Genomic DNA, 21,985 nt, shown 5'->3' on the forward strand with positions numbered 1-21,985 from the left:
CACTGAGTAGTTGTTCTGTATGTTTTCATCACCTGCTCCAAATTTATCATTGAGCAGGTATTTTCAAATAGGCAGATTAATGATGCGAGGTGTGGTTCGCTAGACGGTTACAAAGCAGGAACCAAGAAGCCTGGTTATACACCTTCGCGGCACCCAAACTTGTCGAGTTTGCACACCGCATAGCTGAAGAGATACCTGACATTCCAGTGGTATTTAGGCAGTCAATAGAAACTGAAGCATCACGAAAAATTGCTAAGCCGCTATCTTTGCAAACAAAAGACATTCCACCAACGACAATCAGCGAACTCAAATTAGAGCAAGCCAACTTCGATGAGCAAATGCCAAATATGGCAGAGTTGGTGTCGCTAGACCACTCAGGCCTTGCGACATCATTGTCGTGTGAGCTTCTCGGTGGCTTCAGAGAAAAGGTTGTTTCAACCTTTAGGTCTCCGTTTTAAGCCGCCACAACAAAATATGGTGGCACCACTTTTTAAAATTATTTTTGTAAAAAATTTATCAATGATACACAGCTAAAAAGCCCAGTCACAAAAAGAATTTAGCTCAAATTTAAGCTGACAGATACCTTCAAAAAACGGGTAACTGTCAGGTCAAGTCTGAGCGACTACAAATACAGTCTATCTTTCGTACAAGACATTACACATTAATAAAAAGTGCAAGCTAATTGCTTAGGCTTTCCTATCAGGCACTACGCATCTTCAGTAAACGCTCAACATCCTCTGAGCTAGTCTTCAATGATTCAATCATTGTTCGCCCCGAAAATCTGGGCTCGGGTCGAACTAGCAATGAATAAAAGGCTTCCGTTCCGCCTGGTAACATCGGGCCATAACGTTTTTTCAGTTCTTCGACATTGAACATTATCGGTTCATGTTCCTCGCCATAAAGCCGCAAGACTTCGAACTGAAACCATAGTGGTGTTGACTTTAGGTAATGAACAGAAAAACCCTCAACGATGGAAGGAAATCGCCCCACATTTTTCCATTGTTCTAATTTTGACTGAGCCTCCATAAACTCTTTTTCTAGCTGGCATTTTTCATAATATTCAGCCAGTTGAGCACTTCGAAGCAGTTCGATCTCTGATAATTGCTCATCAATTATTTTTTGAAGGTTGTCTTTCTTTTGTTGCGATTGAGATTCTTTCAAAAGGGTTGGAACTAACATGTGCGCAGCATTCCAACTCTCGATGGCCTTCGAAACCAAAATGCCAACATCAGGATGTTTGCTTAGTGATGTTCGGCTAATATCAAACGTCTGAGAAAATAAACGCAACGACATCACTTTTTGTCGCCCCGACAGCACATCCTCAGGGTGTATATCATCTAAAGCCTGTATCGCTTCCTCCACTCGCTCAACGAAACCGCTACTGGCCATACCGCGCTTCCTCTTTCAACAGGTGAACGAGTTCTCGAACTTTATCAAGCCCTTGCACAATGCCTTCTTTTTCACACGCCTCCATCATCTGAAGCTGATCTTCCCAGAATGGCAATTGAGCAGTCGTAATGACGCAGTTCTCACATGAAATGCACTGAATACGATTGAGGCGACAATTATTTGAACAAGCGCCTTTATCAATTGGCCGAACGGATACTGAATGCGCATTTAGCTGCACAGCCATACCAGTACCAATCTTTTTCTGGAGCGCTTTTAGATTTTTCGCCGTTTTGAAATCTCGTGCGGCATATTGTTTATCCATCATGGATTCCCCCAAACCGCCATGCTTGGGACGTGAACTGTCTACCTGCATATCCATGACTGATTTTTGAAATTCACTCTGATCTTCAGCAATCCAATTTAACACCTCATCATCACCACCTTGCATGTAATACTGGGTGATATCCGCAGTGTGATGGCCAAATTGTTCCCGTAATGCCTCCACACTCCCTAAGGGTGATAAGGCAACGAAACGTGCAAGGGTACGCCGAAAACGATGCGGTGTGATTTTTTCAGCTGTTTGTACCCCGGAATGGCCAACAAAACAAGTAACTCTGCGAACAATTGTGCAACTATCCAACCTTAATGAATAATGATGTTTTGCATTTATACCTGATAACAAAAATAAGCTATTTGATGCTTTTTTGGCTTCACTGGCTACCAATGGATCCGAATGGCCATCAGTGCTCAACAATAATCGCTGATTTTTCTCTCGACGATGCTGATTCAGTTGATTCACTCGCTCAATCACGGTCTTTAGCTCAGAAGGAACCAGCCATACATGATGTTCTCCTTCAGGAAAACAAGAATATTTATAGGTCATCCCACGAAGAAAACTTGAAACGTAATTCGTCGAAAGAAACTCTGTCTTTGTCTCTTGAAAACAATCCATTGATAAGCCAGATAATTCGCTTTGGCGCATGCCGGTCAATGCCAAAATCAGAATTATTGCAGCCCCCTCGAATAAAATGATGTCCATTTCGAGTTCGGTATAAGACTCGTACCCTTTAGTCAAAAGGAAGGCACTCTTTCTATTGCTCACCGTGGCGGCTGATGGTTTTGTTCCATCTCGGGTTGGTAATGATACAAAGTCTGAGTGTTTAGTGACCCAATAGTCAATATAGGTTTGGATAGCATGTTCAGACGAATCAATACAATCCCATGCAGCCTGAATTAATGCTCGCCACTTGTCTTCCCCAATGACTTGAGTTTGAGATTTATTTTTCATTTTACCAACGATTTGCTCACCTTTTAGCCCTCGAAAGGGAGGATAATCAAATCCTACTTTCAATACCTGCCGATAGTGATATAACTGGTAAATTGGCCGGAGCCTTAATAATTGAGTTTCCTTACTTACTTGGGAACCTTCATGACCATGACGGAAGTCTTGCTTCATCCATTGAACATATTGATCTAGCCCTGCGGGTGATTGAAGCCACTCTTCAAATGCCATTCCATTGAAAGCATTCACCCACCAATGCGTGAATACCTTCCATGCCTTTAATTCTACGACTAATTGACCCACAGAGGTCCCATCAGAGAATCGTAACCACAGACAATCTCGGGTAGCCTCAAATACGCTGTACTCGTGTTGATGAGTTGAACTCTGAATACTTAGCGATTCACACTGACTCGTAAATGATAGGTTTTTCATAGACCGATGAATATTTGCCTTACCACTGAGATGTTGTAGTAACCACGTATCATCTCCGTAATTCCCGAGGTCATGACCATCGTAATGCCCAATCGATAGGCCTAGTTTTTCTTGTAACGTTGTATCTTTTATTTTTTGCAACGTAAGTACTTGAGTTGAAAGTTCTTCCCCATAATTACCTAACGCGATAACACTCTCGACTTCTTTTTTTCTGTTCATGCTTTTTCTTCCACCATCGACAACATCTTAGCCAGATAAGATTGATCGTTCAGGTCCCATAACGGATACGGTGTTCGTGCGGCTCGTTCTTGCGCTTTTTTTAAAACTAAGGGGCGATGTTGAAATGCTTGAGGAATGTCTTCTTCTAGGATTTTCAAGAAGATGCCATAGCGCTTCATCCATAAAGCCGAGGGAATTCTTCCCGATTCAAAATCATGCCGCAACGCCAGCTGAAACGAAAATAATCGCCATAAATCAGTTTCTAAAATCACGATGTGAGGACAAAGTAAGCATTGCATAAAATCTAAGCAATGAGGCCCAGTGGAAACCGATTGCTCCTTGTTTTGTGGATTATTACAGCTTGCCACATGCGTTTTGAACCGAGCGTCACTTTGAAGCAAATCCAATTCCGTTTTTTGCGCTTCTGTCAGCACGTGTTGCTGCTCATATTGAATCCAAGTTTCAACGTCGCCATTGGTTGAGTAATCATGAAGACGGCTGAGTAACAGACTTATCCGTGCCTTCTGTTCTGGGGTCGCATTTAAATAATGGCGTTCAGTCGTCTGAGAGTACCCCATGCCAAAATTAAGTTTGTGCCCCAAAATTCGAGAGACACTCGCCACAGAACCATGGCGGCGTAAAATCTGAACACAAGTCGGCCGTAACCGAGATAGTCGAATTTTTAACGCTTGACCTTTGTCATCTTTCAAATCATAGAGGTTAGCAATGACATCCAAAGGAACCGCTGCATTCTTGCCTTTATTTCGGCTACTATCCAAATATCCAGCTTTTAATGACGTGACGTTTCCGCCCCACCCAAAACTGTTAGTTTCATATAGCCAAATCGATTCTCGAATATCGTCAGAAGCCTGATCACGGTATTTATCTGACCGATCTTTCAGGTATTCAAATAGACTTTTTGCATTCATATGAAACAAACGAGATTCTGCGAACATCTCTAATTCCCGCCCATCGATATTGGAGAAATCTTTAATGATGGTTCGATGTTTTGCCCGTGGCTTATAAAAAGCAAAGCAGACTCGACGCTCTGGATCATGCGGGTGAGGATACATAGAATCCACGTTTAATCTTAAGATGTCAGACTTATTCGCCAATGTGTAAATTGACATCAACACCGCAGCTGCTGCGAGGACTACAGAACCGGCACTCTGCCATTCCCCTTTTTTGTCCGATTCAACAATCGATTTACAGACTCTTAAAATCTGACGGAATTCGCGCTTTGAATAGGGTTCTCGGGGTGAACTGGGGATGTTAGGAAGTGAAGGTAAGTGACCAAGCAATACATCGACATGTACGTCATCAGGATGCAATTCCGCCAAACTGACTAGCAACCTAGGGATCAATCGAGCAAGATGGATACTCTTACGACGTTTCCCTTTTCTTTCCCCCTTTTGAAGAGGCCTCATTTGAAACCATTTTAAGTAGCAGAGCAAAAATTCATAATCACAGTCCGCAATGTCATCGACCAATTTTTCTGTATTTAAGTACAACAAGAATGTATCAATCGCTCGACGAAATTGCTTAAGAGATTTCAATGCATAACCTATACCGTGCAAGCCATATAAGCCCTCATTCAATTGCAAAATAATGCGTTTCAAATGCGGGTATTCTTGAATTCTCATTTTCATATCAAAATGATAATTGCCATGAATTGGGTCCGAAATCGTCCATATTAACGGTGCTTTAAAGCGCAAGACTTGATCGCTTTGAGACGGCTTACTCATCAGTGGTCTCCTTCATCATTTCGCTCAGCGCTTGTTCATATTGCTGAAGCACAGCGCGATCATGCGCATGAAGCTCGCTGGTCATGTTGATATACGTATTTGCTGTTGTGGATACCTGGCTATGCCCCAGTTGTTTCTGCAACCAGATCAAGCAGGCCATTTCGGAAGAAAATCCTGACTCTTGCCACTTTTCAAGTGTTCGCGTTGCAAACACATGTCTCAGCGTATGAGGGGTAATTGAGTGCCGTAATCCAACAGAAGTTGATGCTTTTTTAAATGATTTTTGTATGGTCGAAGCAGCCCAAGCGTGATGATTTTCATTAGCAAAAAATAGCGATTGATTGCCTGCATACGACAATGGCATAACTTGCTCATAAATCGTCAAAAACAAACGTCCCGGGATAAATGCTGTTCGAGACTTATCGTTCTTAATGTCCATCTCTCGACTATCGAGACGAATGCTATACATCCGGTTTGGAGCTTTTAGCACTGATGAGTACGAAGGGAATGCAGATGCTGGAACAGACAACACTTCACTAATCCGCATCCCTGTACTGAGCATCAATCCCATCATAGGTCGCATTGCTTTAGGCAATTCTCTTGAAAACCGCTTGATTTCTTCCATTGTTGGTAACGGAGCTCGAGAAGTAGATTCTGTTAGCAGAAGTCGAATACTCCGAATTCGCTGAGCTTGCTGTTTTTGATTAAAGTTCAGACGTCCAGTTCGGATTAATTTTTCAACACGGAGCCCCCAAAAACTATCTTGGATAAAATTATTAAAGATCGCCCATTCAATAAATCCTACGACAGCACGTAATCGGACGTTGATCGTTCGATTCGTACCCCGTTCATTTCCTGGTTTATTCACCAAACTGTTTCGCCACGCTACAAGATGCTTGATTTGAACATCTTTAAGTGGGATATCCTGCTCTTCTAAAAACGCGACAAACTGCGCCAAACTATTCGTATTTGAACGAACCGTGTGCCCTGAGGACCAAAATCCAGATTCAATTCTGTCTCTGACATAGGTCGTTGGGGCTCGCATAATTCTTCCAGTGCGATCCCAAAAAACAGGGGGATGTATGGTTATATTGACATCCATATTCGTTGCCATGCTGTCGTAGGTTACTTTCAATTTTCAAGCCTCCATTAAAAATGAACCTTAATGAAAACATGATTCCGCAAACGCGCAGCCACCTTACAAATCAATAGCTTAACCGAAAGTAAAAGCGAGTTGCGCGATGAGTATCGTGTGTTACGCGAATATAAACATGGGTCGGGATGAAAGTTTCAGAGGAAGACCAATTACCCATAAATGAGGTATGAAATAATGACAGTTAAAACTCAGAATCGTCTCAACAAACCATAGAAATGTAGCCCGAAAGAACTCCACGAGGGATGTAACAGCTGCACGTTAAAGTAACTGCAGCCATCTTAACGCCACCGTTATTCCTTATGTACAAGCAGAAAGCATTACTATGCGGTCGTCACAAAGTATACCTCACATTTAGAGAGTAAGAAGCGTATGCATAGTCACTTCGAGCAACAGATTTAATCGCTTTTGGAAACAACAATCTCTAACCCTATTCACTAACAACATCTGTCTCTTTCTCAAATCTCATTCATAGTTAACTTCTTTCACCGACAGACATTTCATCAATAAATCTAATCTGAAGATAAAAGTACCAGTTGCAGGATTATCGAAGCGGAACATAATGATTTATATTGTTAAAATTAGAAGTACCACTTAAATCGTGATTACTGAAATCATGCTGCAACAAACTCAAGTTGCGACTGTTATTCCCTATTACCATAAATTTATGGCGAGTTTTCCCGATGTGTTAGCGCTCGCTAACGCGCCAGATGATGAGGTGTTACACCATTGGACTGGTCTTGGCTATTACGCTAGGGCGCGTAATCTGCATAAAGCAGCCAAGATGATCCGCGATGATTATCAGGGACTATTTCCAACAAATTTTGAGCAAGTGCTCGCCCTACCCGGCATAGGCCGCTCCACGGCGGGCGCTGTATTGTCATTGTCGCTTGGACAACATCACCCCATTCTCGATGGCAATGTGAAACGTGTATTAGCAAGACACGGCGCTATCGTGGGTTGGCCTGGGCAAAAAACGGTCGAAGAGCAACTTTGGCAGTCGACTGATGCCTTGACGCCGCAGCAAGATATTCAGAAATATAATCAAGCCATGATGGATATCGGCGCCAGTATTTGCACTCGTAGCAAACCTAACTGCGCCGCTTGCCCAGTCGCGCTTGATTGCAAAGCGCAGCTGATTGGCAGACAAACCGATTTTCCCGGTAAGAAGCCTAAAAAAACCATACCAACCAAAGCGGCGTGGATGTTAGTGCTGATGCAAGACAATCAAGTCTTTTTAGCTAAACGTCCGCCAGCGGGCATTTGGGGAGGACTCTGGTGCTTCCCAGAATTTGCCACCCAAGCAGCACTTGAAACTCATCTTGAAGAGCAAGGCTTCGATGCACAGCAGCTCGAATGGTTAACAGGCTTTAGACACACATTTAGCCACTTTCATTTAGATATTCAGCCCATGATGCTTAATTTAGATAAGACGCAAAACAACAGTCAAATGATGAGCGTCATGGAACAAAATCAGTCTCTCTGGTATAACATCAATCATCCTTCCAAAGTGGGACTCGCCGCTGCCACCGAGCGCGTGCTAGCCAATTTGGGATCACTCGTTCAATCCGCAGCAGTCAGTAAGGAATAATCATGGCGCGTACAGTCAATTGTGTATATCTAAATAAAGAAGCCGACGGCCTAGACTTTCAACTGTATCCTGGTGATTTAGGTAAGCGTATTTTCGACAACATTAGCAAAGAAGCTTGGGGCCTATGGCAGAAAAAGCAAACCATGCTGATCAACGAGAAAAAGCTCAATATGATGAATGTTGATGACCGTAAATTTCTGGAAGAGCAAATGACCTCTTTCCTATTTGAAGGTAAAGATGTTGAAATTGAAGGTTTTGTTCCTGAAAAAGATCAAGATTAATTCTGTCGTTAGTCGACTCTAAAGATAAAGCTTACAAAAAAGCGCCTTTCGGCGCTTTTTGCTTATTTAGACGGCATAATAAAGAGTTATTTACGCACACCTTCTACGACTAAATCTAACTCAACATGGCTAGATGCTGGACCTAAATCCATTTTGATGCCGAAATCTTTCATCGCAAAAGTAGTTGTGCCAATAAAACCTGCACGGTAGCCACCCCAAGGATCTTGGCCTTCACCCACAGCATGAGCCTTGATTGCCAAAGGCTTAGTTACACCATTTAAGGTTAAGTTACCGTTAATCACTAAGTCGCCATTTCCTTTATCTTCTACCGAAGTCGATGCAAAGGTGGCTTTCGCGAATTTGCTAGTATTGAGGAAATCTTCGCCGCGAATGTGTTTATCACGCTCAGCATGGTTTGAATCAACACTTAATGTATTAACAGTGACATTCACTTTCATCGCTGTTGGTTTAGCGGCATCGTAGCTAAAGTCACCGTTAAAATCATTAAAACGACCAACCACATAGCTATAACCTAAGTGATTTACTTTAAAAGTAATAGAAGCATGTGCTCCTTCATGATCAATCACATAATCTGCAGCAGAAGCTGCCATGGGAGCCAATAGAGATACACCAATCAGTGCGCTTAACAGTTGCTTTTTCATTGTATTATCCTCGTTTAAATTTAATCATTCTGAGTAAGGTCGTGTCTTTATCGATAAAGTGATGTTTTAATGCGCCCGCGGCGTGAATAACGACCAGTGCGATTAAGCTATAAGCCGCATATTGATGGATATCACCCGCTATATCGGCTTGGTTTTCAAACAAAAGTCCCAATCCTGGTAGTTCAAACCAATCAAACACCCAGATACCACGGCCATCTGCGGTTGAGATCAAAATACCTGCGATCATGATGACGAAAAGCAAGACATAAATAACAAAATGCGCCAAATGTGCGGCTGTCTTTTCCCACGGCTTATGACTCGCTTCTGGTGCTGGCTTAGGATTAACTAAGCGCCATACCAAACGAAATATAGTCACAGCTAACAACAAAATACCCACACTTTTATGAAGATGCGGTGCGGTTTTGTACCAAGCACTGTAATAGGTTAGCTCCACCATCCACACTCCTACGGCAAATAGCCCAATCACAACCAAGGCACTGATCCAGTGAATAACAATAGCGGGTATCCCATAAGCTAATTTACTATTTCGAAACATACAGCCACTCCATACTCACTTTATCTCATGCTAGTCATCAAATAATATTCATTATCATAAATCTAAATTTAAAAACTAAAAGCCGCAAAAATCGCTTATATCTTTCTAATTTTTAGAAGTTAAGCCAAAAATCGAGATTTATGAGTACAAAGCTATAGTAAACATCAGTATCCCTCTGACTTGAAAAAATGCAGTTAACGGATCAAATTGACCTGAATTCGAAGAATAAGAGATAAAAAACACCCAAGATGTGCATTAAACAGTCGAACGAGTTATTTATCAGGAAAAAGCACTTGCAGATGAGAAACTCCCTAGCTAAGATAGCCGCACTTTGAACGAGGCAGCTTTTAAAGCAAGTTCAAAGTAGTTAACTAACGCTTAGTTTAGTTGCCCGAATAGCTCAGTCGGTAGAGCAGAGGATTGAAAATCCTCGTGTCCCTGGTTCGATTCCGGGTTCGGGCACCATTATTCTGTAGTAAAAATTAGCAGTAAAGATTGAAGCCGGCATAGCTCAGTTGGTAGAGCAACTGACTTGTAATCAGTAGGTCCCGAGTTCGACTCTTGGTGCCGGCACCATATAGACAACGAAGCCACTCATTGAGTGGCTTTTTTGTATCCATACCGTTTATACGTAGTATTTCTAATTCATTCTCTTGATCAAAAATATTACCCTCTTGAGCACCATAAACATCGATAAAAAGCGCAACTCACTTACCCTCGATAATACCAGTAGCTCCCGAGTTCGACTCTTGGTGCCGGCACCATATAAACGACAAAGCCACTCAATGAGTGGTTTTTTTGTTTTTGTTTACTGATATATCCAAACATCCCAAAATGCAGGATTCAGTGGGAATTTAAAACACTTTAGGCAGCTATACAGTAAAAACCATCAATAAAACTGCTAAACAATTAACAAATGCCAATTAAAATCTTAATTTTGCTCAATAGTTAATCAGTCATTTAAAAAGCACTTGCACAGTGAAAACCAGCACTATACTATACGCGCACTCCAAACAAGATAGGCTTCTAAGCTCAAGTTTGAAGTAGTTAACTAACGCTTAGTTTAGTTGCCCGAATAGCTCAGTCGGTAGAGCAGAGGATTGAAAATCCTCGTGTCCCTGGTTCGATTCCGGGTTCGGGCACCATTATTCTGTAGTAAAAATTAGCAGTAAAGATTGAAGCCGGCATAGCTCAGTTGGTAGAGCAACTGACTTGTAATCAGTAGGTCCCGAGTTCGACTCTTGGTGCCGGCACCATATAAAACAATGAAGCCACTCAATGAGTGGCTTTTTTGCATCCATACCGTTTATACGTAGTATTTCTAATTCATTCTCTTGATCAAAAATATTACCCTATTGAGCACCATAAACATCGATAAAAAGCGCAACTCACTTACTCTTGATAATACCAGTAGGTCCCGAGTTCGACTCTTGGTGCCGGCACCATATAAAACAATGAAGCCACTCAATGAGTGGCTTTTTTGTATCCATACCGTTTATCGTCCATATTCTTAACCAATACTCTTCATCAAAATCATTACCCTATTGAGCACCATAAGCGTCGATAAAAGCGCAACTCACTTCTCTCGATAATGCCAGTAGTCCCTCTATTTAATTAACTCGAGTGGCGATGGCCTATCGCCAACCTGTACTTGATGCTGCACATTAAGCCAGCACTGACTTAACTGATTTAAATTTGCCTTTCTTTCTGGAAACTGGGTTGCAAGGTTATCAATGACTTCTATTTGCTTTTTACACAATAACGACCAACGTTCTGCATTTGATAGGTACATCATGTTTTCCTTAACTTAGAGGTTGTTTTTCCATCACCTTTGAATTTTAGATTAGTGTTAGGTTATTGCCAGTCTAAATTTGCGTGTTAGCGCACTGTTAAAACTAGTGACTAGGGAGTATCTTTGCCCTATAAACATAAGATAGGAGGCATTATGACTGCCAATATTTTTAAACTTATTTTTGTAGTTATTGGTTTATTTCTCATTTACAAACTGATATTTAGCAATAAAAAAGGTCTGACTATTTTTGAAATGCATTTTAAAGATGGGCGTATGACTCAACATAAGGGCAAGATCCCAGAAAGGTTTGAGAAGGAATGCCGACAACTGGCTAAGACCGAAAAATTAACTTGCACTATTAGAGCAGAAAAATCAGGTGATGTGCGCTTACATATTTCAGCTAATGTAAGTGACAATGTGAAGCAAAGAATCCGTAATTTATTTCCCTTTGAGTATTACGACAAAAAATCTATCGATAACAGTCGTCAAGCTGGCTAGTTTTTCGTCTTTTTATCCTAGCAACCTCAATTTAGATACTTGAGGTTGCAGCTTATCCCAAAGCGCTTTGTTATCTAAACCTAATCGGGTTCGTTGGCGCTAACAGCCCCTCTTCCCTAGCTTCTCGAATGCGACGTTCGTTATCTTGTACCATAGGATCACTTGGTGGCAGATGAGGATCAATTTTCTGTTCTGATTGGTCCTCAAACCTAAAGTCAAAGGTAGAACAAGCCGTTAAAAATAGGCTTGATAATACAAGCCATAAAGTCAGATGTTTGTTCATTATTCCCCAAGTTTTAACGAGTGACTCTTAGCAAATAAAGGGAGAGCAGCCAAACTATAGCGTTAAACTTAACTTAGGCCATCAATAGCGAGGTCACTTTTGAATAACTAAAGTGACCTTAGCGACTGTGATACCAAATTTAACAATATCACTCTGGTTTATAACAGTATTATCATTGACTAAGTACATCCAATCATCGAAATGAACTTGGTATTGTTCACCGTCCATCGGCAATAACATGTCATATTTCCAACGCAGTGCGCTGCCGCTAGATTGACCCTGAGCAGTATCAAGAATGTCATCGGCCGTTCCTGTATATTGCCCATTACCTAAGGCCTTTATACGCCACACCCGCGTTTGAGTTTCACCATCATCGTAAACAAACCACTCTTTTATGACTCCAACATCCCCTTGCCAACTCGCCTCCATAATGACATTAAACTTGCGGATCACTTTACCACTGAAGTTTTGTACTATGCCTGAGGCGGTTAGCGGGCCATTAAAAAAGGATTCTAAAATAAGTTTTGGGTGAGTCTCTTGGTAATCCGTCACCTCGACCGATGAACAACTCGAAAGCCCAGTTATCATCAATAAACACAAAACCCATTTTTGCCCCAAAAGACGTTTTAACAGTCGCATGATGTTTCTCCGAGTAATTGTGCCCGCAAACTCGGGCCGCTAGTTTGGGGTGATAACCAAATGGCTAAAAATGCTTCGGCAAAATGAGTATCATTAATCATGTTAAGCGGTTGCTGGTTATAGAAAAATTGACTCGTTTGCCCATCGACAATCATAAAGCTCAAGTGATCACCTTGCTTTACATCGGGCCAGATAGACCTTAATACACTAAGCCAACCTTCGATATCGGTATTAGAAAACCGTAGCTGTTTCCACTGATCCCGCGTCGCTTGCAAAAGGTCATCAGAATCAATATCGCGATAATATTCAATCTCTAACAATATGGGGTACTGACCCTGCTGGTAACGCCCCGTCGCCGTCATCAGCTTAGCTTTGTATAAACTCAACCATAACCAATCCATCTCACCGCGCCCAACTTCAATCAAAGATGGTGCACGGCTCGCATGCTGAACTGATATAGCCCCAACTGTACGACTCTCTTTATCCTGCGCCGAAAATGCCAAAATTGGTGTCGCTGACCCCAATACGAGGCAAGAGTACAAACAGGCTAATCTTTTAAGTTTCATAGGCTACAACCTTCTATCTGTGCCGGGATTGAACACAGTTTGGCAAGCACAGAGCAGTGTCTTGAAAATCATCACTCTATTTGAATGAGTTAAGCGCAGTAATAAGGGGAAGAGTAGAGACCAAATAGTCGCAAGTACAATGCAGGTAACGCTAAGTGCAAGGGGGAAAGTGACCGCAGACATGTGTGCGCCCGCCACATAGCTAAGGCAACCAAATACCCCGCCGATAATAGCTTGCAAAAATAAAGGTAAATGCCGCATAAAAGCGAGGCTATAGTGCAAACTCAAAATGAAATGTAGCCATAGACAAATAAGCCACCAAGGGAACACCGCAAACTCAAATACCCCAAAAACCATCAGTAGCGCATCTATGACCATCCCTATAGGGGCCAGCTTTAGGATTAATATCCAATCAAGCCTGTAGCATTGGCGTTTTCCTAGCCCAATTAGCAAGATAAAATGCAGCATTAATAATGGGATAGTTAAGACGAGCGATAAGTTCAGCCAAAGTACGCTAGACCACCACACCAGCTGGAAACTCAAGGCATTATAAATCATAAAGCCGCGAGACTTAGCCCGAGACTTAGGACAGTCGCGGGATAAGGCAGGATAACCAGACTGTAAACGGTAACTGGCGTGATTTGGCATTGGCTTCATCTTAACGCTCACTTAGAGAGATGGCGCTGCTGGCAGCCGATAATCAGGACGCGCTGCAACAAGGTGTACAGTGCTAGTGGTGCGCTCTAAAAATCCGCCTTCACAATAACTTAAGTAAAATTTCCACATGCGGATAAAGTCATCGCCATAACCTAAGGCTTGGATCTCGGCTATGGCATGATCAAAATTCTCATGCCAATGTTTGAGGGTTTTGGCGTAATCCAGCCCCATATCATTGACTGACCAAACCACCATATCGGTTTGCTTAGCCATGTGATTCACCATTTGGCTCACTGACGGTAAGCAGCCACCAGGGAAAATATAACGCTGAATAAAATCCACACCTTTTCGGTAACTGTCGTAACGCTGATCGGCAATCGTAATCGCCTGTAATAATAATCGTCCGTTAGGTTTTAGGAGTGACTCTAACTTTTTAAAAAAACCTGCCAGATATTCATGGCCAACGGCTTCAATCATTTCGATGGAAACAACCCTGTCGTATTCCCCCGTTAGATTGCGATAATCTTCTGTGAGTAGCGTGACTTTATCGCTTAAGCCTTCCTGCTCAACCCGCGCCTTAGCATAGGCATATTGCGCATCAGAGATGGTTGTCGTGGTGACATGTACCCCATAGTGCTTAGCCGCATAGATGGCGAGTGCTCCCCACCCCGTACCTATCTCCAGCAGAGTTTGACCCGGCTGTAAGTCAAGTCGCTCACAGATAGTCATCAACTTAAACTGCTGTGCTTCCTGTAAACTGGCTGCTTCATGGGGATAAAGCGCACTGGAATACAACATTTCTCGGTCGAGGAATTGTTCATACATGGCATTACCTAAGTCGTAATGGGCCAAAATATTACGCTTCGAGCCCTCCTTTGAATTACGATTCAGTAGATGTTTAATCCGATTAATACTGGCGGTTAACCAAGAGAACTTGGCTTCAATCCTATCGAGCAAGGCGAGGTTACGCGCAAAAAGCTGCACAACCTTAGTTAGATCAGGACTTTCCCAATGTCCTTGGATAAAACCTTCTCCAGCCCCAATCGAGCCAGATAACATCACTTGCCGATAAAAACTAGGGTGCTTAACCACCAAAGTGGCATGTAAATCCGCATGACCCTGTCCAAAACGGTAGCTCTTATCGCCCTCTACTAAGGTTAAACAGCCGTGGGGTAAGCTTTCTAATGCCTTAAGCAAGACTTTACGCGCCATACTGTCGGGCAGTTTCCCTGTGGCAATGGACGTTTGCGAAGCCGTATTTTCCATATTATTTCTCCATCTGAGCTGGATGCGGCACAAAGGGCACACGTTTGAAGAAGAGTTTTAACGCTTGCCAATAAATTCCGAAGAAAATCTTTAGCGTCATAAAGGGAAAGCGGAATAAGAATGAACGCAGATTTACCGCATTAATTGGCTGGCGTTGCATCACAAGTGAAGCATTAAAGAGCTTTTTACCCTCTTTATTGCTAGTCACCTCATGTATCGATTGGTTTTCAATACCAACATTGAAATGTTCTGTCGGCGCTGAGACATGCCAAACATAACGCATATCCAATGTCATAAACGGTGAAACATGGAACACCTTATCCGAGGACTGCGGCGCAGTTAAATCCACTAAATAACAATGACGTTGGTTCCAAGGGGTATTACTCACCTCAGCCAACATATATAAAGGCTTTTGATTTTGATAACAAAAATAAAAATTAACCGGGCTAAAATACACACCAAAATGGCGAATTTGCCCAACAAACATCACTCGGTCACATAACTTATCCGCCCCTAGCTCGGCGACTTGGCTAAGCACGCGAGCTTTAAGTGCTGCTGTGCTCAGATCAGTAATTTGCTGTTCACGGCTTTCACTCGTTTTAGCGGTAAAAGTGGTGAGATAATCTTTGGGATTAAACCTTAATAGGGCACGGCGCTGACTGGCAAATATTCGCCCCATCGCACTGATGGTATCGACCTCATCCAAATCAATAGCAAGCAATGCCATTTCATAGCTGAAACTATGTTTGATTGGCGTAAAACGGCTGTGGAATATTGTGCCGTAATAAATACCACTGTTAAGCGCCGTCATAGTTCCACTCCGAAGTGAGCGCACACATCGAGGGCGCTACGAACGCCATCTTCATGGAAACCATTGTGCCAATAGGCTCCGGCAAAATGGGTATGATTGTGGCCTGAAATCTCCTCACGCCGAGCTTGCGCCTTGAGACTGGCTTCATTAAATACCGGATGGGCATAGGTGAAACGGCGCAATACTTTGGCTTCATCAATCAATTCTGACTGATTCAAAGTGATGCAGAAAGTCGGCGCATTAGCAGGCAACTGTTGCAGAATATTCATATTGTAAGTGACGGATGCCGGACGCTTTAGATCGCCATCTAAGCGATAATTCCAGCTAGCCCAGGCGGCCCTACGCTGAGGTAAAATGCGCGTATCTGTGTGCAGCACCACATCGTTATCTTGATATTGTAAATCTCCGAGAACGGCCTTCTCGGTGGATGTGGGATCCATAAGCATGCTAAGTGCTTGATCGCTATGGCAAGCTAAAATAACCTCATCGAACTCCAGCCACTCACCTTTAACCAGTAATCTCACACCATTGTCTTGCCGTTCAATCGCAGTAACGGGAGAGTTAAGGTGAATACTCTCTTTAAATGGTGCGATTAAATCCGGAATATAACTACGAGAGCCGCCTTCGAGCACATACCATTGTGGTCTATCACTGACATTTAGTAATCCGTGGTGCTCAAAGAAACGGATAAAGAATCTCAGTGAAAACCCTCGCATATCTTCAATACTTGAGGACCAAATAGCCGCTCCCATTGGTAAAATATAATGCTCGGCAAAAAAAGACGAAAAATGCTCTCTGTCTAAATAATCCCCCAGATTTCCCTCGGGATACGTATCTTGCTGATATATCGCTTTGCAATTTTTATTAAAGCGCAGAATTTCCCTTAAAAAAGCCCAAAAACGGGGATTGAAAATATTGCGCTTTTGAGCAAATAAGCTGGCAAAGTGATGACCGTTATACTCAAGCCCTGTGAGCGTATTATGCACGCTAAAACTCATCTCAGTCGGTAAGATTTTGACCTTAAGACGGGCCAATAACCGCTCAAAACGCGGATAAGTTCTGTCGTTGAACACGATAAAACCTGTATCAATCGCGTAATCTTGCCCTTGATGTTCAATATCGACTGTGGCTGTGTGACCACCTATATAGTCATTGGCCTCAAACACTGTCACTTTATGTGACTCACTCAATAAATGTCCGCAGGTTAAACCTGAGATACCTGTGCCAACAATAGCGATATTTTTCATAAACTCGGATCCTTAAGTGGCCTGGTATTGTTAGCCATCAACTTTTGCCATAAAAAAGCAGGTAAAAATGACAATAGTTTTAGTAAATAAGTAAAACGCCTTGGGAAGTGAATTTCGCGCTTACCACGTTTTAGCCCGCTGCGTATTGCCCTAGAAGCCGCTTCTACACCGACTTGCATCGGCATAGGGAAATTATTTTTAGCCGTTAATGGGGTTGCCACAAAACCTGGGCAAATCAAACTCACCCCAATGCCAAACTGGGTTAAATCTATGGCTAAACTTGAGGCTAAATACTGTACGCCCGCTTTGGAGGCGCCATAGGCTTCGGCACGAGGAAAGGGCAAGTAAATCGCGCTCGAACTCATTAACCCAATACGTGAACCTTTTGACATCAAAGGTAAAAACGCACCAAGGCAATATCCCATCGCAATCAGATTGGTATGAATAACACGCTCGAATAATGCATCATCAAAAGCTTTGGCATCGTCGATATATTCGCAGCTCCCCGCATTTAAAATCACTAAATCGAGTTGATAGTTCTTCTGAATTAACAGGTTAGCTAAGTCTTGCCCGGCTTGCTGGACCTGTTCGCGCAGCGATATATCGAAGATAAAAATCGAAGCACCTAAAAGCTCAGTTAACGCCAAAGTATCGAGACGCTGCCGATCGCGACCGCAGGCAATAACATGCCAACCCAGCGCCAGATAATCCTGCGTCAGTTGCAAACCAATACCCGAACTCGCCCCAGTGATAAGCACGGTTTTGCACTTTGCCGGTTCGACTAAGCTATCTCGCCCCTTGCTGTGACAATTAACTGTGCCCATTACCTTGCCGCCCTATCTTTAAGCAAGCGAATAAGACCACCCATACAAGGCAAGTGTTCGTATAACATTTGTCCTAGGTCGAAGTAATCCCGGTGATAGTAGATTTTGTCATTGAATTTCAGTTGGCTCATGCCATCGACAAAAATAGTTCCGCCCTTATTTAACTTGGGATGGGAATACTGCATTTGCCAAAAGAGTGCTGCCTGAGAGTTATTCTGCTGCACTTCCTTAATATCAAACTGAATATGCTGAACATTTTTATATAACTTAGCAAAGTACTGAGTTAATGCAGGTAAGCCGATAATTTGATGCATAGGATCGGCAAATATAATCTTGTCATCGTAAACTCGCTCGAGCAAATGCAGATTGTCTTTATTTAATGCTTGATATAGCTGAATAAAATTGTCAACAAGTGTATTTGCATTAACTTCAGTCATCACTGTATTACTCCAGATCCCAAATCTATAAGGCCGAGGCCTTTTTCAATACACCCAACACACTTAATGCTCTAACCCTTGCAGCATTGTGTTCCACAATGGCGCTTGGATAGCTCGTTTGTTCGGCAAATAATGGCTGATTAAACAATAAAGAAGTCTTAGCGGTATTGGGTTGATGCAGTTGCTTTATTCCCCAAGATGCTAGCTCTGGTAGGTACTTACGAATAAAGCTGCCATCTGGATCAAACTTTTCACTCTGGCTCATCGGATTAAAAATACGGAAATAAGGCTGGGCATCACAACCACACCCTGCCGACCATTGCCAACCGCCATTATTGGCAGCTAAGTCACCATCGATGAGCTTTTGGCGGAAATAGCGCTCGCCCCAACGCCAGTCAATTAACAAATGTTTGGTTAAGAAACTCGCGACCACCATACGCAGTCGATTATGCATCCAACCCGTTTGATTGAGTTGCCGCATTGCCGCATCCACAATCGGATAACCAGTACGACCCTCGCACCAAGCCTTAAATTCTTCGATATTATTACGCCACTGAACTTGGTCGGCCTGACGATTAAAATTATGATTTTTAGATAGATCAGGAAATGCGACTAATAAATGGCGGTAAAACTCACGCCAGATAAGTTCATTAAGCCAAGTTCGGCCAAGGCTTGTATCATCAACAATCACCTCAGGAAAACGCTGTAATAATGCGGCCACACACTGGCGTGCACTGAGCACACCAATCGCCAAATAAGGGGAAAGACTACTCGTCCCATCTAGGGCTGGAAAATCCCTATCCTGCTTATAATCTTGCGCTTTTTGCTGAATAAAATCGCACAGCAAACGCTTGGCTTGCCCTTCTCCTGCGCCCCATTGTTCGCTCGATACTTTATCCACGGCCAAATTTAATGCTTTAGGCTCAGGTAAAACGGGACCCAGTGGTGCGGGTACACCTAGCGGCAAAATGGCACTGCGGGCGGCAATTTCTCGCCACTTTCGGCTAAAAGGGGTAAAAACTCGATACATTTCACCGGATAAATTCAACACTGTTCCTGACGCGAGCAAACAGTGCTCATCAGTTAACAGCAGTGGCACACCCGCATGAATACATGCTTGGTCGCGAAGTCGTTCGTTTATCTCGGGCTCAGAGCCTGCAAACACTCTAGAAATACTGTGCTGCTGACAATAATCAAGCATAAACTCTGGTACATCAGCAAAACTATCTAGTTGAATTAACTCAAATTGAATGCCTAAACAACCAAGACCTTTAACAAGCAGATTGATATGACGTTCGATAAAATCTAATTGAATAGGCGCTACATCATGGCATGCCCACTGGCTGGGGGTTGCAATATACATAGCCCTAAGCGCAGTACCATGCTCCCGAGCCCAATCGCAGGCAGCCGTTAACGCTTGATTATCGGCCAGTCGTAAATCTTGGCGAAACCATATAAGTGCATCGCCTATGCTTGGCTTAACAGCTTGTTCTTTAATTGATATCACTGTTATCTCCGGTCATATTTTTAACATTAGCGTCCGCTTTAATGGTCTGCTGTACATTGGCTGCTTGAGGTCGTGTAACGGTCTGCGACTTAGGTGACACTGAGCTAATGAGGTCACTCACAGTTGACATATAAAATGCAGATAACGAGGCATATGTTGGCGCAAAGGGGCCAATGACAAAGCATGGAAAAGCCATTTGCTCTAACGTAGTGAGTATTTCAGTCTGCTCGGAACCGGAATGGCTGGCGTCAGGGATCAGCAGTAGCGCATCGACTTTAAGCCTGTCACTTAATAGCGGTAAACTCCCGATAGCCTGCTCGCCAAGGTCAATAACCGATACACGAAGCGCCGCTAACTCAAGTAAAAGAATGAGTGAAAATAGTGTGTTAGTACGAGTGGAGTTAACAGACACTTGCATAACGCGATAAAGTTCCACCACTGTAACCCTTGCTGAGTGCACCTGACCCACAAGCGCAAAACGCCCACCAATCCGGCTAAGTAATTCACTCTTTAGCCAAGCCGTGATTAATTCAGCATCAAGCCGCTCGACAAGTAAGCTATCGATATGATTAAGCCATGGTTGCAAAAGCTTATTTTTAACTAATTGAAATGGATATAAGCCGATAGCCTCATCCAATATTTGGTGTAACTTGTGCTGATTAAATACCAATAACGCCGCTGTTAAGGCTGCGATTTGCTCGGCCCAAATATCAGTTATCTCTGTTTGTGTGGATTCCAAAGGCAAAGATTTAGCCGCACTCAATAGCAAAGGTTTCACTTTACTAATAGCCACACCTTTAGCTAACCAGGTATTAATCTCATGGATTTCTTGAATATTATCTGGTGTATATAGCCTATGTCCCTTAGGTGTACGCGCCGGGATCACTAAGCCAAAGCGGCGCTGCCATGCCCTTAATGTCACAGCATTCACCCCTGTAATCGCAGATACTTCTCCTATTGGGAGTAAGACTTCATCTTGGTGTTCTGCATCAGGCATGGACGGTTGTTTCTCTTTCATCTAAATCACTTATCTGGTTAAACAATCACTTGCGACCATAAATTAATAGGCGTAACGCAGCTTTAATGCCTCTGGATGAGGATTTAAATACACTTGGTCTTCAATATAGGGGGTAGGAAACTCCCGCAGATAATGGTTAATTAGCGTGATAGGCACTAACAGCGGCAACAAGCCTTGGCGATATTTCATAATGGTTTCAGACAATTCAGTCTTTTGATTGGTATTAAGGTGCTTTTTAAAATAGCCCTGAATATGCTGCAGCGTGCTGGTGTGATTCTTACGGGTCGCATTAATTTTAAGCGCCGTCATAAAGCCTTCAAAATAGCGAGTCGCACTGGTTTCAAGATCATCAATATTGGCAACAATAGGTCCCAGCTCGCGATACCATTTAGGGCTGTGGGCCATCAACAGATATTTATAGCGGGAGTGAAACTTAACTAATTTATGCTTAGTCAATCCTTCATGTTTCATTTGATGCCAATCGTGATAGGCATAAACGCGGGTAAAAAAGTTTTCCCGCAATACCATATCGTGTAAGCGCCCCTCTTCCTCGACAGGCAGTAAGGGATAACATTCCATTAACTTGCGAGCAAACACACCGATACCCGATTTTGTACCGTTATTAGTTCCAATTTTGTACTCAGTTACTCGCTCCATGCCACAGGTAGGCGATTTAGCGCAGAGCAAGTATCCTCCCAGGAAATCTAACTCTCTCACTTTGCCTTCACTGTAATCATTCAGTCTGTCGGTTACATCTAAGCTGCCATCACCGCTTTGAACCAGTATGGTTTCACCATCACGAACTAAACGTATGCTCTTACGGGGCGCCCCTAGGCCTATCGCCATTTCAGGACAAATCGGAACATAATCAAAAAATTGACCAATCTCTTGATTACAATAGGAAGAATTTTTATGTCCGCCATCAAAGCGGACTTTTTCTCCCAATAAACAAGCACTGATCCCAATCTGAATTCGTTGCGGGTTAAACTTGTACATAATCCGGCTCCTTGTATAACTCTCCCTTACATTACGGACCAAACTTGTACAAGGATCAAGTTTTTGTATAAATATTTATAAGTAACATTGAAATTCAAAATCAGACGAAAGTTAAGCCAGCTTGGCCCTGATAT

The 21,985-nt window shown here is 42.8% G+C and carries 21 protein-coding genes, 4 tRNA genes and 1 pseudogene; 8 read left to right on the top strand and 18 right to left on the bottom strand.

Annotated features, from left to right (window positions below; all coding sequences use genetic code 11):
• The first annotated feature begins 89 nt into the window (after nucleotides 1–89).
• Nucleotides 90–458 (top strand): hypothetical protein, encoded by a 369-nt coding sequence (locus tag L2744_RS10205; protein ID WP_248991812.1) that lies wholly within the window; start codon nucleotides 90–92, stop codon nucleotides 456–458.
• 241 nt (nucleotides 459–699) lie between these two features.
• Here L2744_RS10205 and L2744_RS10210 read toward each other — a convergent pair whose 3' ends face one another.
• The 4 genes from L2744_RS10210 to L2744_RS10225 are packed head-to-tail and all read right to left on the bottom strand — an operon-like array spanning nucleotide 700 to nucleotide 6,202.
• Nucleotides 700–1,389, bottom strand: coding sequence for a hypothetical protein (locus L2744_RS10210; protein WP_248991813.1), 690 nt, complete (start codon nucleotides 1,387–1,389; stop codon nucleotides 700–702).
• Nucleotides 1,379–3,322, bottom strand: a complete 1,944-nt coding sequence (locus L2744_RS10215) for a site-specific integrase (protein ID WP_248991814.1) — start codon at nucleotides 3,320–3,322, stop codon at nucleotides 1,379–1,381. The genes L2744_RS10210 and L2744_RS10215 overlap by 11 nt, the downstream gene beginning before the upstream one ends.
• Entirely contained in the window at nucleotides 3,319–5,067 is a 1,749-nt protein-coding gene (locus tag L2744_RS10220) for a hypothetical protein (protein WP_248991815.1), read from the bottom strand. The genes L2744_RS10215 and L2744_RS10220 overlap by 4 nt, the downstream gene beginning before the upstream one ends.
• Entirely contained in the window at nucleotides 5,060–6,202 is a 1,143-nt protein-coding gene (locus L2744_RS10225) for a tyrosine-type recombinase/integrase (RefSeq protein ID WP_248991816.1), read from the bottom strand. Before L2744_RS10225 ends, L2744_RS10220 begins: the two co-directional genes overlap by 8 nt.
• A 622-nt stretch (nucleotides 6,203–6,824) precedes the next feature.
• Between L2744_RS10225 and mutY the strand changes: the two are divergent.
• Together mutY and L2744_RS10235 are read left to right on the top strand one after the other, a co-directional pair.
• Nucleotides 6,825–7,811: pseudogene (mutY, locus tag L2744_RS10230) on the top strand (A/G-specific adenine glycosylase); the annotation flags it as partial.
• Nucleotides 7,812–7,813: 2 nt separating this feature from the next.
• Nucleotides 7,814–8,092 (top strand): oxidative damage protection protein, encoded by a 279-nt coding sequence (locus tag L2744_RS10235; RefSeq protein WP_011788659.1) that lies wholly within the window; start codon nucleotides 7,814–7,816, stop codon nucleotides 8,090–8,092.
• A gap of 86 nt (nucleotides 8,093–8,178) precedes the next feature.
• Here the strand turns inward: L2744_RS10235 and L2744_RS10240 are convergent, their stop codons facing one another.
• Together L2744_RS10240 and L2744_RS10245 are read right to left on the bottom strand one after the other, a co-directional pair.
• Nucleotides 8,179–8,754: a YceI family protein gene (locus L2744_RS10240; RefSeq protein ID WP_248991817.1), complete on the bottom strand. Its 576-nt coding sequence runs from the start codon at nucleotides 8,752–8,754 to the stop codon at nucleotides 8,179–8,181.
• A 4-nt stretch (nucleotides 8,755–8,758) separates the two neighbouring features.
• Complete coding sequence (locus tag L2744_RS10245; RefSeq protein WP_248991818.1) at nucleotides 8,759–9,310, bottom strand: cytochrome b; 552 nt, start codon at nucleotides 9,308–9,310, stop codon at nucleotides 8,759–8,761.
• Nucleotides 9,311–9,699: 389 nt separating this feature from the next.
• Here L2744_RS10245 and L2744_RS10250 point away from each other — a divergent pair.
• The 4 genes from L2744_RS10250 (at nucleotide 9,700) to L2744_RS10265 (ending at nucleotide 10,566) form a co-directional block, all read left to right on the top strand.
• Nucleotides 9,700–9,775 (top strand) — tRNA-Phe (locus L2744_RS10250).
• Between the two features lie 35 nt (nucleotides 9,776–9,810).
• Nucleotides 9,811–9,886, top strand: a tRNA-Thr gene (locus L2744_RS10255).
• Between the two features lie 493 nt (nucleotides 9,887–10,379).
• Nucleotides 10,380–10,455: transfer RNA gene (locus L2744_RS10260), tRNA-Phe, on the top strand.
• Between the two features lie 35 nt (nucleotides 10,456–10,490).
• Nucleotides 10,491–10,566 (top strand) — tRNA-Thr (locus tag L2744_RS10265).
• Nucleotides 10,567–10,916: 350 nt separating this feature from the next.
• On the opposite strand, the gene L2744_RS10270 is transcribed toward L2744_RS10265, so the two are convergent.
• Nucleotides 10,917–11,102, bottom strand: coding sequence for a hypothetical protein (locus L2744_RS10270; protein WP_248991875.1), 186 nt, complete (start codon nucleotides 11,100–11,102; stop codon nucleotides 10,917–10,919).
• Between the two features lie 153 nt (nucleotides 11,103–11,255).
• On the opposite strand from L2744_RS10270, the gene L2744_RS10275 reads away from it, so the two are divergent.
• Nucleotides 11,256–11,600 carry a DUF3634 family protein gene (locus tag L2744_RS10275; RefSeq protein ID WP_248991819.1) on the top strand — a complete coding sequence of 115 codons (345 nt, stop codon included), beginning with the start codon at nucleotides 11,256–11,258 and terminating at the stop codon, nucleotides 11,598–11,600.
• Between the two features lie 376 nt (nucleotides 11,601–11,976).
• Here L2744_RS10275 and L2744_RS10280 read toward each other — a convergent pair whose 3' ends face one another.
• Genes L2744_RS10280 through L2744_RS10330 form a run of 11 tightly spaced genes read right to left on the bottom strand, consistent with a single transcriptional unit; the run spans nucleotide 11,977 to nucleotide 21,851 of the window.
• Nucleotides 11,977–12,522: a DUF3833 domain-containing protein gene (locus tag L2744_RS10280; RefSeq protein ID WP_248991820.1), complete on the bottom strand. Its 546-nt coding sequence runs from the start codon at nucleotides 12,520–12,522 to the stop codon at nucleotides 11,977–11,979.
• Nucleotides 12,510–13,088, bottom strand: coding sequence for a chalcone isomerase family protein (locus L2744_RS10285; RefSeq protein WP_248991821.1), 579 nt, complete (start codon nucleotides 13,086–13,088; stop codon nucleotides 12,510–12,512). Before L2744_RS10285 ends, L2744_RS10280 begins: the two co-directional genes overlap by 13 nt.
• A gap of 3 nt (nucleotides 13,089–13,091) precedes the next feature.
• A complete protein-coding gene (locus L2744_RS10290) occupies nucleotides 13,092–13,745 on the bottom strand; it encodes a DUF2878 domain-containing protein (RefSeq protein ID WP_248991822.1) in 654 nt (217 codons plus the stop codon).
• A gap of 12 nt (nucleotides 13,746–13,757) precedes the next feature.
• Entirely contained in the window at nucleotides 13,758–15,011 is a 1,254-nt protein-coding gene (locus tag L2744_RS10295; RefSeq protein ID WP_248991823.1) for an SAM-dependent methyltransferase, read from the bottom strand.
• A 1-nt stretch (nucleotide 15,012) separates the two neighbouring features.
• Nucleotides 15,013–15,822, bottom strand: coding sequence for a DUF1365 domain-containing protein (locus L2744_RS10300; protein ID WP_248991824.1), 810 nt, complete (start codon nucleotides 15,820–15,822; stop codon nucleotides 15,013–15,015).
• The gene (locus L2744_RS10305) at nucleotides 15,819–17,069 is read right to left on the bottom strand and encodes an NAD(P)/FAD-dependent oxidoreductase (RefSeq protein WP_248991825.1); all 1,251 of its coding nucleotides are present in this window, start codon (nucleotides 17,067–17,069) and stop codon (nucleotides 15,819–15,821) included. The genes L2744_RS10300 and L2744_RS10305 overlap by 4 nt, the downstream gene beginning before the upstream one ends.
• Complete coding sequence (locus L2744_RS10310; protein WP_248991826.1) at nucleotides 17,066–17,893, bottom strand: SDR family NAD(P)-dependent oxidoreductase; 828 nt, start codon at nucleotides 17,891–17,893, stop codon at nucleotides 17,066–17,068. Before L2744_RS10310 ends, L2744_RS10305 begins: the two co-directional genes overlap by 4 nt.
• On the bottom strand, nucleotides 17,893–18,330 hold the full coding sequence (locus tag L2744_RS10315) for a nuclear transport factor 2 family protein (protein WP_248991827.1): 438 nt from the start codon (nucleotides 18,328–18,330) through the stop codon (nucleotides 17,893–17,895). The genes L2744_RS10310 and L2744_RS10315 overlap by 1 nt, the downstream gene beginning before the upstream one ends.
• Nucleotides 18,331–18,355: 25 nt before the next feature.
• Nucleotides 18,356–19,837: a deoxyribodipyrimidine photo-lyase gene (gene phrB, locus L2744_RS10320; protein ID WP_248991828.1), complete on the bottom strand. Its 1,482-nt coding sequence runs from the start codon at nucleotides 19,835–19,837 to the stop codon at nucleotides 18,356–18,358.
• Nucleotides 19,824–20,855 carry a MerR family transcriptional regulator gene (locus tag L2744_RS10325; protein ID WP_248991829.1) on the bottom strand — a complete coding sequence of 344 codons (1,032 nt, stop codon included), beginning with the start codon at nucleotides 20,853–20,855 and terminating at the stop codon, nucleotides 19,824–19,826. Before L2744_RS10325 ends, phrB begins: the two co-directional genes overlap by 14 nt.
• Before the next feature lie 42 nt (nucleotides 20,856–20,897).
• Entirely contained in the window at nucleotides 20,898–21,851 is a 954-nt protein-coding gene (locus L2744_RS10330; RefSeq protein WP_248991830.1) for a YbgA family protein, read from the bottom strand.
• Nucleotides 21,852–21,985: the final 134 nt, after the last annotated feature.

The organism is Shewanella profunda (genome assembly GCF_023283765.1).
GTDB lineage: Bacteria > Pseudomonadota > Gammaproteobacteria > Enterobacterales > Shewanellaceae > Shewanella > Shewanella profunda.

Excerpts from the sequence above, each read along its gene's own strand:
- L2744_RS10220 (WP_248991815.1), bottom strand. The coding sequence starts at position 5,067 with ATGAGTAAGCCGTCTCAAAGCGATCAAGTCTTGCGCTTTAAAGCACCG.
- L2744_RS10270 (WP_248991875.1), bottom strand. The coding sequence starts at position 11,102 with ATGTACCTATCAAATGCAGAACGTTGGTCGTTATTGTGTAAAAAGCAA.
- L2744_RS10275 (WP_248991819.1), top strand. The coding sequence starts at position 11,256 with ATGACTGCCAATATTTTTAAACTTATTTTTGTAGTTATTGGTTTATTT.
- L2744_RS10295 (WP_248991823.1), bottom strand. The coding sequence starts at position 15,011 with ATGGAAAATACGGCTTCGCAAACGTCCATTGCCACAGGGAAACTGCCC.
- L2744_RS10300 (WP_248991824.1), bottom strand. The coding sequence starts at position 15,822 with ATGACGGCGCTTAACAGTGGTATTTATTACGGCACAATATTCCACAGC.
- L2744_RS10280 (WP_248991820.1), bottom strand. The coding sequence starts at position 12,522 with ATGCGACTGTTAAAACGTCTTTTGGGGCAAAAATGGGTTTTGTGTTTA.
- L2744_RS10210 (WP_248991813.1), bottom strand. The coding sequence starts at position 1,389 with ATGGCCAGTAGCGGTTTCGTTGAGCGAGTGGAGGAAGCGATACAGGCT.
- L2744_RS10290 (WP_248991822.1), bottom strand. The coding sequence starts at position 13,745 with ATGAAGCCAATGCCAAATCACGCCAGTTACCGTTTACAGTCTGGTTAT.
- L2744_RS10285 (WP_248991821.1), bottom strand. The coding sequence starts at position 13,088 with ATGAAACTTAAAAGATTAGCCTGTTTGTACTCTTGCCTCGTATTGGGG.
- L2744_RS10215 (WP_248991814.1), bottom strand. The coding sequence starts at position 3,322 with ATGAACAGAAAAAAAGAAGTCGAGAGTGTTATCGCGTTAGGTAATTAT.
- L2744_RS10240 (WP_248991817.1), bottom strand. The coding sequence starts at position 8,754 with ATGAAAAAGCAACTGTTAAGCGCACTGATTGGTGTATCTCTATTGGCT.
- L2744_RS10330 (WP_248991830.1), bottom strand. The coding sequence starts at position 21,851 with ATGTACAAGTTTAACCCGCAACGAATTCAGATTGGGATCAGTGCTTGT.
- L2744_RS10245 (WP_248991818.1), bottom strand. The coding sequence starts at position 9,310 with ATGTTTCGAAATAGTAAATTAGCTTATGGGATACCCGCTATTGTTATT.
- L2744_RS10315 (WP_248991827.1), bottom strand. The coding sequence starts at position 18,330 with ATGACTGAAGTTAATGCAAATACACTTGTTGACAATTTTATTCAGCTA.
- L2744_RS10235 (WP_011788659.1), top strand. The coding sequence starts at position 7,814 with ATGGCGCGTACAGTCAATTGTGTATATCTAAATAAAGAAGCCGACGGC.
- L2744_RS10305 (WP_248991825.1), bottom strand. The coding sequence starts at position 17,069 with ATGAAAAATATCGCTATTGTTGGCACAGGTATCTCAGGTTTAACCTGC.
- L2744_RS10325 (WP_248991829.1), bottom strand. The coding sequence starts at position 20,855 with ATGAAAGAGAAACAACCGTCCATGCCTGATGCAGAACACCAAGATGAA.
- L2744_RS10310 (WP_248991826.1), bottom strand. The coding sequence starts at position 17,893 with ATGGGCACAGTTAATTGTCACAGCAAGGGGCGAGATAGCTTAGTCGAA.